The organism is Bradyrhizobium sp. UFLA05-112, assembly GCF_053572325.1.
Map to the genome: position 1 here is coordinate 1 of NZ_JBANBK010000151.1, position 10,458 is coordinate 10,458.

Consider the following 10,458-nt stretch of genomic DNA (forward strand, 5'->3'; position numbering starts at 1 on the left):
TTCGCCGCAGCTTCGAGATCGGTCTGCGGAGCTCGCAGACCTTCATCCCGGGTAACATTCCTTCCTGAGGCAATACGCCGGTCAAATTTGGAAGCCGATTGACAGTCAAGTGCCTGAACCAAGCAACATGGTCTCGCCGCGCTCCTTCCAACTCCTCACCGGCGGGGAACAATGGTATCTCCGCCGGGTGAAAGGGTACGAGGTATTCGTCCTCACATACGAGTTGTGTTGGCGCCCGTCAGCCGTACTGCGCTCACTGCCTGAGGCGGTTTTGCAGCGCGCCCCGATTCGCGACGAGGTGGTCGAGATTCAGCAGCTCTGGCCGTTGTCCTTGCGCCAACTGGCCAACCAGCTCTCGCGTGCCGTCCACCACGTAGACGCCGCAATCATAACTGTTCTGCTGCTGGGCCATGGGGCGTCGCTCGAGGCGGGCATGCAGCGCCTCGGCGAGCTTTGCTGCAGAAGTGTGATTGCGTCCCTCGGCGGAGTCGTAATGATAGGCAACCGGCCCTTCCCGCGCGGCGCGATCAAGGAGCAGCAGGGACCAATGGCGGCCGCCATCATCCTCATCATCATTCACCGGCAAAAACAGAAAGCGTGCGGTATCGTTACCATCCTTGTCGTTCACGATTCCATGCAAGTTTTCCAGGATGACGTCCTCGTTTAGAGTCCTGCGCAGCATATGGGCCGTCGCGGGCTCCACGAAGCGAGTTCGGGCCGCCAAATCCGGATTGTCGCTCTGCAAGTCACGTGACAGGAGGGCGTAATCCGCCGCGATATGCTCATCGCCCAGCCATTCCAGGTCGTCGAGGATCCGCCCGCTCGGTCCGTGGATCGAGGCTGCCGGATCCCAAGTCCCGACTAGAGCATCAGGCGGTGTGCGCGGAAACGCGTAGTCAGCATCGTCACGCAGCTCGTAGGGTGTCAAAGGCGGCTGAGCCGCAACAGGCAATGATGGCGCGGCTTCCCAGGCCGGCCACAGACTCCAATCAAAGTCGGACGGTATCTGAAGCGACCAGGTCGAGGTGGATCCGGCAGGTTCCTGCCGTGGAGCTTGTTCTACCTCCTGCGTCTGCTCATGGCTTGTCAGGCCATTCGGTGGGCCGTCTTCCTCTATCGCCCAAAGCAGATCCTGATCGTCACCTTCCGGAGGGAGCTCCTCTGGCCAGTTATGCTTCAAAGCGACGCGCTCAACGTTTCCCTGGCGGACTATAATTGGTGCTATTCCGCCTTCGGACCGGGAGTCTCGTAGACGATCTAGGGCCGTAGATACTCGATTTTTTCGATCTTTTTCGAAGGCTGCGGCATCGTTGTCCAGCGATTCATCCTCCAAACGATCAGCGATTCCCGACCTGTCGTTTGCAAATAGCCACTGACTGAATCTGCGCAGAGGACGAACATACAGGGTTTTGGCCGTGATTGCCTCGTACCCCGCGCCGATCAGTGCGGGCTCAAGGTCTGCAATAAGGGAGGCGTCCGCAGAGTACAAAGGAGCGGGAATGCGTTTGCTCGCTCCCGCCCGGAGATGTGCGAGCGCCGCAGTGACAGCTCTGTAACCGCCAGCCTCTCTATAAAGATTAGCGTCTGTCTCTAGTTTATCGACGGCCCTGTCGTTAAGTTGGGCAGCAATGCTGTGTTTCTTGTTCTGACGAAGGTAGCGACTGAAATCAGTGAGCAGGCTTGCATAACCTTTAGCTGTACTTGCGGTACCCTCAGTCACGGCTTGCAGTTTGTACTTCTTGATCAGGTCCGCGTCGTCCGGATAGGGAGACTCATGAACCGCCGCTGCAGTCATCGCGACTTGGCTGGCCGACTGGGTCGTCGTGGCGAGACTTTGCGGACTAAAAATCCTCCGCCTTTTGGCCGGCGCGAAATCCGCTGTTCCATGCGCACAGTTGATCATCACCTCTTCGCTTGGCGAAAGGTTGATTATATCTAGCCGGTGCGAAACCGAAGATTGGAAGGCCTCGCCGGGGTTTTGAGCCGGGTAACCACTCGCAGCCGGCTCAAGTGTCATCTGGGCGTTATCCTCCCCAGGTATCCCTAGCCAGCTCAACGTTTGCTCAGAAACCCTCTGGTCATCCTCTCCGGGAGCGAGCTCCACTGGCCAATTGAAAGGCCTTTGTGACGCACCGTGCTGTTCGGCGGTTTCCGCGACCTCACCCCGCCGCTTGATTGGAGCGATTCCGCCGGCCGATTTGAATGCCCGGAGATGGGCTAGTGACAAACCGGCGAAGTACCCACCGCACTTCTTGGCATCCAGGTCCAGCAATTTGCTCTCAAGCTGAGCATTTATCGCTGGTTTCTCGTTAACTAAGAGCCATTGGCTCAGCCTGCGCAGAGCCTGTGCAGTGGCAACTGCGGTCCTCTCCTGGTAACCTGCCGAAATCATCGCTTCCTTAAGCCCAGAGATGAAGGAGGCATCCTCAGGATAGATCGGACGCGTGCTCGGTCCCCGGTCGACACGGAACCGGCGACCAGAATCTGCTTTCGCGTTGATAGAGAACTCGGCTGACTCGCCTAGAGTATGCAACGACGTCGTGCATCCATATCCTCCCGCGTACATCGTGGGCTGCGCCTCCTGCCAGACCGTCTCCAGGTCATCCGTGAAGGCCTGTGGCTCGCGATCGCCCAAGTTATCGCTCCAGCAGAGCCTGCGGTCAGCCGGAAGTGCTTGCGAATCGTCAAAAGCAGGCGTTCTCTCCACTAACGCTAATTCCGTTGTGTCTTGTGGGACTCGCTCATCGTTGAGCACCTCTTCGCATGATGGCTCCTCGAGTTCGATCGCTCGTGTGCCTGTCGGCGATTCTCGCAGGTGCGCCAGTGCGGCACCGATCTTCCGATTGCTATCGGGCTCCTTCCGGTAAGCCGAGACATCTTCATCCAACGATTTGCTCGAAAGCCGAGCAGCAAATCCCGGCTTGTTGCTCCCGCGGAGGTACTCACTGAAACGCCCGAGAGCAGTTGCGTATGTGCTCGTAGTTTTGAAGTTCTTGGTGGTGGTTGCTTTGTACTCTTTAATGAGGGCCGCATCGTTATCGTAAGGATTCAATTCTGCGCGGCTTGCGATGGGCGTGCCGCCGCTTTGCGACTGAGAAGCCCGAAGATGACGCAATGCCGTAAGGATGGACCCGTTCGGAGTCTTGTCGAAGACCTTGGTATCTTCATCCAGTGACTCGTGGTTGAGCCGAGCAGCCATTTCCGGCTTTTTACTTTTGAGGAGCCAACGCCCCAATCTGAGAAGCGCATTGACATTATCCCTGATGGTGCGCGGCTTGAAACCCCGCTTGATGAGTGCTGGCCTTAATCTGTTAATAAGCGATGCATCTTGGGAATAGAGAGGGTCCCCGATGGGACCTACGAAAGCCCAAGGTGACTGGCCCGGCTGCGATGCCGACGCGCCTGGCAGCGTTGCGCCGCCTTCCTGCGATTCCTGGATGTATTCACGCCCGCTCGCCGTGTCCGTTAGTGATGCAGCGACTTGCGCGGTTAGCTCAAGCGCCGACGAAGGGCGGGCTTCATCCATCATCTCCCAAGCCAAACTCTGATCGTCCTCCTCCGCACGGCGGACCTCGGCCAAGCTGACACCTCCCAGGGACGCGCTGTGGTGCGCAGCATCCTCTCCGACATGTCTCGGCTCTGTCAGGACCACGACGGGATCAGGACCGGCGGGACTCCAGCGCTCGGGCTCTATCGCTCTGACGCCCCCTCGCGACTTGAGGAAATGCGCCAGTGCGGTACGGATTTTCCGTTTGCCACCGGAGTCCTTATAGCCCTCGACATCCTTATCAAGTTCATGCAGCGACCTGGCGGAAATCTGAGCAGCAATGCCAGGCTTGCTTTTTTTGCGCAGATAGCTGCTGAAATCCGCAAGCAGAGTTGCATAGGTCTTGGCGGTATCTTGAGTGATCCCTCCCGCAGGCGCTTTTTTGTACTCGTTGATGAGAGCCGCATCCTTGGGGTAAGGTTTGAGGACGGCGCGTTTCACGAGCGGCGGGGCTACGTCGGCCGACCGGGGAGCCTTGAGACGAGCTAAGGTTGTAAGGAGCGACGAGGAGCCCCAGCTTCTCTCGAACTCTTCGACATCCTGACTGAGCGAGTCGTCGTGCAGGCGAGCGGCAATGCCCGGCTTATCGCTTGCAAAAAGCCATCGAGATAAGTTGAGCAAGTGCTCTCCATCGGACCCAGCGACGGCCTCTTCAAGGCCGAAAATAAGGGAAGCGTCATCGGAATAGAGAGGAAGCTGGCTGCCATCGACGTAAGCCGCAACTGGCTGAGTCGACGGCAGTAGCGAATGGCACAGCATCGCTCCGCCGTCTTCACCGTATGGAGCTGGCGAGTGGTTCTGCACGCTCTGTTGCATGATGAGCGACGTCCCGCCTAGCGACGGGTCCACTGGGGTACTCGACTGAAAAGGCGACGAGGGGGCCGTTTCGTTCATCATCTCCAACGAAACATCCTGATCGTGACCTTCCGCAGGAAGGACCTCTGGCCAGCTGATAGCTACCTCCGAGAGGCTTTGCTGCGTAGAGGCGTCCCCAATGCACGTCGGCTCGGTCAGGACCTCGTCTTCAGAACCTGAAGCTGGTGCGATAAGACGCTCGACTTCAATCGCTTGCGCGCCCGCTTGGGATTTTCGCAGGCGACCCAATGCGGATACGATCTTGGGATCATACCCGACGCTTGTCTTATATTCGTCGACATCATTCTCCAGCGACTTGTCGGAGAGGCGGCCAGCAATGGTCCGTTTGCTCTTTTCGCGTAGGTAGTCACTGAACCTGGTAAGTGCAGTTGCGTTGTTCCGGCCGGTAGCTGTTCGTGTTTCGTTTTTGTACTGCCTTATGAGGGCCGCGTCCTGTGGATAAGGACTAAGCTTAACGATGCCCGTGATCGGCACGACTCCACCCGCGGACTCGGAGGTGCGAAGATGATCTAGTGCCTTACGCACCTTCTTGGTACCGCCCTTCTTTATAAACTCCTCGACATCAGCCGCCAGCGACTCGTCGTTAAGCCGAGCAGCAATAGTCTTCTTCCCGTTCTCAAAGAGCCAGCGGTCGAGAGTGAGAAGATTACTTACGTTGTTCTCTGCGGTGCACTTCGCAGCGCCTCCTTTGACGAGGGCTGACCCAAGCCTCGAAATGATGAGCGCATCTTGGGAATAGACAGGGCGATTGCTGTGACCGACCAAAACCCCAGTCGACTTAGTCGGTGCCGAACCGCCTCCACCGCTATTTGGTGCCCCGCTATCTTCTGCCCCGGTCCGTTGCAAGACGGGCTGAGCCTCCGATGCCGATGCACCCGGTCGCCTGGACGGCTGCATCAGCACGCGACCACCTGAATTGCTTGTTTCGCTCAGCTGCTGCTCGAAAGCCGTAGCATCCGCGGACGGAGCCGGTGAGTTCTCTTGCGGGGCCGCGCTGCTCAATTGTTGACGCACCGGGTTTGTTGAGGCGCACTCCATTCGTTCTCACTTTCAAGATGTGGTAGAATTAAATCTTGAGTTTGGGGGCAACTTGCCTCGACGCGGCCTCGTCGGAACCGACAGAAAACCAAGGTGCGTCCCCCTCGACGCGCTCCATGTTCTTGCATTGCGATCGGCAGCTTGTCCTGTGGACACAGCTATGGGCGATAGCTGTCGAGAACCTGACGACAGCCCTGTTCCGAGTGCCGCGTCAGGACAAATGCGTGCACCGGGTTGTTGGGGACGAGAAGGTCACGCCGACACGGGTGAGCCGTAGGCGCGGTCGCTGGCATGGAAGTTGGCCTTGACCTTGCCGCGAGACTCCCTCGTGCCGGGATGCGGCGCTGGGCGAGCTGATGGCAGGAATTTGGCACTCCGCACATCAAGATGAAACGATTATGGAGTTCAGGAGGTGTCATTCGGCCTGCAATATTGGCTCTGACTCACTTTTGATGCAGTTTGGGGGATGTCTGGCGTTTTTGATTGGGGAGAATCAGCGCCATGCAGCAAGCACTCCAGCGCTCCAATTTGGTGCCGAGTGGATTTGTTGTAGAGAGTGCGTACTTCGGAGGTGATAATGCCGTTATTGCGGTCCGGGCGTCGGGAAGCGTTGGTCTGTGTCCATCGTTCGGAACGGTTTCCCGGCGTGTCCATGGTCGATATCGGCGACGTGTGACCGATCTGCCGCTCGCGGGGCGGATCGTCCAGCTCCTGGTAATCGCCCGCCGCTTCCGCTGCGACGCCGTCCTGTGCGGGCGCCAGATCTTCACGGAGCGCTTCGCCGAAGGGGTGCTGGCTCCGTCGGCGCGGCGCACGGCGAGGATGGAGTCTATCGTTCATCACCTCGGCTTGGCGCTTGGTGGTCGACCGGCGGCAGGCTTCGCAAAAAGGCTGATGCTGCCGGTGAGCAAGGATACGTTGCTCCGCGTCGTCCGGCGCCGTAGCCGTCCGTCGGCTGATCCGCTTAGAGTTATCGGCGTTGATGATTGGTAAGCGATGATTGGACTTGGCGCCGCAATCACCGATACGCCAGCATTATCTGCAATCTGGAACGCCGCCGGGTCGTCACCCTGCTGCCGGATCGGGAGCCTGCGACCGCCCCCGGCTTGCTGCCCATCCTGCGATCTCGATCGTCGCCCGCGATCGTGGCGGTGGCTATGGCGAAGCGGCAGCAAAGGCCTTGCCGCACGCGGTACAGGTCGCGGATCGTTGGCATCTGATGGAGAACGCCAGCCGAGCCTTCCTTGATGCCGTCCGCAAATCGATGCGCCAGATACGCACCGTCATCGGTGCGACCACGATTGATCCCAAACTGCTCACAGCCGCCGAGCGCCTCCAGTATGAGGGCTATCTTCGCCGCGAGGAGACCAATGCGGCCATCCTGTCTCTTTCGAAGAATGGCTTACCTATCAAGCAGATCGTGCGTCAAACTGGCCACAGCAGGAAGCTGGTTCGGCACGTGATCCGCGGCGAGCGCAACGATGTTTTCCGGACCCGACAAAGCTCATTGGACCTGCATTTGCCTTGGCTCGACGATCAGTGGGCGTCCGGTTGTCGCAACGGAGCTGAACTATGGCGCCGCCGGAAGGCGCGAGGCTTCCGAGGCTCGCTTCGCGTCATCAGCGAGTGGACGACCCGCAGACGACGAGCTGAAAAGGCCGACACGCAAAACCTTCAACGGATTCCGTCGGCCAGAACGATCGCTCGTCTCATGACAATCGGCCGGACCTGTCAGGCCGAGGGCCTTCACGCGCGTGAGGCTATACACAGAGAGCGGGGGCTAAATCATATCGCGACTGCGTCTTTAGCAACCTTGAGCGGTGACGCCTTAACCGATTTGCTGGGCGGCTTGGCCGCGAATTCCATCGGCTCCTTAGTGAAGGGATTAACTCCGCTGCGAGCTTCGGTAGCAGGTTTGTTCACGACCGACATCTTGACGAAGCCGGGAATGACGAACTCACCGGACTGGTTCAACTCATTGTAGCCTACAGTCGCCATCTGCTCGATGACTGCCTTTACGTCAGCCTTGGAAATCTGCGTTCCTTGAGCAATTGCATCAATTAGCTGGTTCTTGGTCATCTTAGCCACGCTGGTCTCCTTTGAAAGCACAGAACAATTCAAATGCGTGAAATACGCCGGCTCCGTGACTCTCGTCAAAACCGCACGAATCGCTTCCTGTTCACGCGGGGGTTATGAAGAAGTAACGAGCTTAGAACCTATTGGAAGCCAAAATACAAGGATCAGTTCGATGTGTTTCCGGCAATGCCTGCTTCTTATACCAGGCGGGTTTGATCGCCGGCTCTTTCCCCCGTCTTCTGATCGGGACCGGGAGTGCGCAGTGTGCCAAGCGATTGCCCGTGAACCGGTCCCTCCGAAGGTTGATCTCTATGACGTTTTGTTGGCAAGGGTTCTTTTATCCTCGGCCAGCCTCGATCGGATCGCAAACGTGCTTGAGAGATTCGGGGAGCGCCTTCTTGCATCCGATCGGAGGCGACGCCAAGCGGCAACGTCGGGATTCTCGAGGATGGGGCAGACTTCTACCGGTTGTTCGATGCGACGCGGCAGGTGGAGTTTCTGTATCGCGTGTGCGTCAGACAATAGGAAGGGATATTGCCAACGAAGTCACCTTCCTTCTCGGCGTCGATACTTCCGCGCCAGCATCGAGAACATGATCGACATACCGGAGCGCACGCTGAACAGTCTATCGGTCGGTCCCTAGACAATATCGGGGTAAGCTGTTGAAGGCGCGAGAAAGAGCGAATTCACGGCGCTTAAGGGGGACGACGTCTCAAGGATCGAACAGATTTACGCAACGTCTTTCGGCCAACGCAGCGCCGTAGGTGACTGACAATGCAATCAGAGTGGGCATCTCGGCGTCCTATTGACTTCCCATGGCCTCGAGCTGCCCGGAGTCGCAGCGGATCCGGGAATTGCGAGTCTATTTGTTACTTGCAGCGTCAAAGATTAGTGGGCTGCAATTCCTTGTCAATCCTCAGGCGGCTCCTCAACAGGAATGGCGAAGCCCGCCTTTACGCGATCTATTATGACCATCGTTTTAAAGCCCTTAATGTCCGTGTTCTCATAGAAGAATCGCCGCGTGAACTGCTCATACTCTTCCATGGTGCCCGCGGTAATGTAGAGGACAAAGTCGGCGTCGCCTGTGACGTAAAATCCATTGACGACTTGAACGGACGATTTGATGGCCTTCTTGAACTTATCGATTATATCTGAACGCTCCCGTTCCAGGGTCACCAGCACAAGCATCTGAATCGGTTGTCCTACCGCCTTCGGCGACAGGATTGAGACATCAGCTTCGATGATGCCTTCGGAACGGAGCCGCTTCAGTCGTCGTTGACACGCGGTCGCAGAAAGTCCGGCCATTTCACCGATTACATCTGAAGTTAGGCGGTTGTTCTTTTGCACGATCTCGAGGATGCGCGCGTCTATTCGGTCGTATCGCATAACCGGCCACTTTGAGATGAATTTCGCCGTCAAGATCCTATGCGATGGCGAAATCCTCCGAAAGACGAGAAAATGCAACGAAAATGCCTTTTTGAAGCTTTCAGACTACCAGAAATCCTCAGTAAGACGTCAAGAAAGCTCTTTTGGAACTGGGTCCGGCGGACGAGGAGCCAGGCTCGGCCCCTCGCCGCTACGAATGACCTTGCGTTTAGTTCATCATCTTCCGGGAAGTCGAATGCGTCGGTATGGGCGCGCCGCGTTGTGTGGTGGTCGGCCAGCACGCAGATGCATGGGGTGATGAAGCGGCTGAGCGCAACTATTTCGGGCTGGAATGGAGGAGCCGCTCTGTCCATGCGGTCGGCAAGGGCCCGATCACGACGACCGAAAGCCCGCCCCGCGCGGACGACGGCGACACAGTCGCGGTCGGCGTCTCCGCTGCATTCGTTCGCACCCGCCGCCAGCTCGAGCGCGTCGCGGCGACCGACGCCACCGTGCTGTTCGTCGGCGAATCCGGCGTCGGCAAGGAGCTGTTCTCCAGTCAGTTGCACGCCATGAGCCAACGCAGCACCGGTCCTTTCGTCGCGATCAACTGTGCCGCGATCCCCGAGCATCTTGTCGAATCCGAACTGTTCGGCGTGGAGAAAGGCGCCTATACCGGCGCCATCGCCTCGCGCGCCGGCTATTTCGACGCGCTTCCGGCGGCACGTTGTTTCTCGACGAGATCGCGTCACTGACCTATTCGGCGCAGGGCAAAGTGCTGCGGGCGCTACAGGAACGCAAGATTGAACGCGTCGGAGGCACGAAGACCATCTCGCTCAACGTCCGCGTCGTGGCGGCGTCCAACGTCGACCTGGCTGCCGAGGTCGCGGCCGGACGATTTAGGCAGGATCTCTATTTCCGGCTCTGCGTATTCCCGATTGCGATCCCGCCGCTGCGAGAGCGGCGCGACGACATCCCACTCTTAATGGCGCATTTCCTCGGCATCTATTGCGCGCGGCACGGCCGGCACCTGATCGGCTTCAGCCGGCGCGCCGCCGACGCGCTGTTCAAATACGATTATCCCGGTAACATCCGCGAACTGCAGAACCTGATCGAGCGTGGCGTCGTCTATGCCGACGACGGCGGCATCATAGATATTGGTCATCTGTTCAGCGGCTCAGAGCTGCTGCCACTATTCTCAATCCAACTCACGAGTGAAGGGCGACTGGGACGCATGCCGCTACTTGAAGTGGATCCACCGTCAGCGAAAGACAAGAGCACCGCCTCTGTCAACGGAGGCGCATCCTCTCCGGACAAACCGTTTGCGGAGATGGAGGTCGCCGCCTATCGCTCCGCACTGGCCCAGGCAGACGGTAACGTGTCGGCCGCCGCGCGCCTTCTGAAGATCACAAGATCAAAACTCGACTATCGACTTCGCCGTCTTGGCCTAAGACCATAGCGACACATCGTCCACTCGCATTAAAGCGTGATGGCATTAAGTTCGATAGCCTGAATTTTTGAGGTAGTTGGCGCATTCCTCGGGGGTGAAGGCATCG

Annotated in this window: 3 protein-coding genes and 2 pseudogenes; 2 read left to right on the forward strand and 3 right to left on the reverse strand. The window is 58.2% G+C overall.

Annotated features, from left to right (window positions below; translation table 11 throughout):
• Positions 1-253 precede the first annotated feature (253 nt).
• Complete coding sequence (locus SO180_RS40995) at positions 254-5,461, reverse strand: Ulp1 family isopeptidase (protein ID WP_449384464.1); 5,208 nt, start codon at positions 5,459-5,461, stop codon at positions 254-256.
• A 501-nt stretch (positions 5,462-5,962) separates the two neighbouring features.
• On the opposite strand from SO180_RS40995, the pseudogene SO180_RS41000 reads away from it, so the two are divergent.
• Positions 5,963-7,187, forward strand: a pseudogene (locus SO180_RS41000) (ISL3 family transposase); the annotation flags it as partial.
• A 59-nt stretch (positions 7,188-7,246) separates the two neighbouring features.
• Here the strand turns inward: SO180_RS41000 and SO180_RS41005 are convergent.
• A complete protein-coding gene (locus SO180_RS41005) occupies positions 7,247-7,540 on the reverse strand; it encodes an HU family DNA-binding protein (protein ID WP_449384465.1) in 294 nt (97 codons plus the stop codon).
• Positions 7,541-8,446: 906 nt separating this feature from the next.
• Positions 8,447-8,923 carry an Lrp/AsnC family transcriptional regulator gene (locus tag SO180_RS41010; protein WP_449384466.1) on the reverse strand — a complete coding sequence of 159 codons (477 nt, stop codon included), beginning with the start codon at positions 8,921-8,923 and terminating at the stop codon, positions 8,447-8,449.
• A gap of 331 nt (positions 8,924-9,254) precedes the next feature.
• Here SO180_RS41010 and SO180_RS41015 point away from each other — a divergent pair.
• A pseudogene (locus tag SO180_RS41015) lies at positions 9,255-10,361 on the forward strand (sigma-54 interaction domain-containing protein); the annotation flags it as partial.
• Between the last annotated feature and the right edge of the window lie 97 nt (positions 10,362-10,458).

Coding starts and splice junctions, on each gene's coding strand:
- SO180_RS40995 (WP_449384464.1), bottom strand. CDS start 5,461: ATGGAGTGCGCCTCAACAAACCCGGTGCGTCAACAATTGAGCAGCGCG.
- SO180_RS41005 (WP_449384465.1), bottom strand. CDS start 7,540: ATGACCAAGAACCAGCTAATTGATGCAATTGCTCAAGGAACGCAGATT.
- SO180_RS41010 (WP_449384466.1), bottom strand. CDS start 8,923: ATGCGATACGACCGAATAGACGCGCGCATCCTCGAGATCGTGCAAAAG.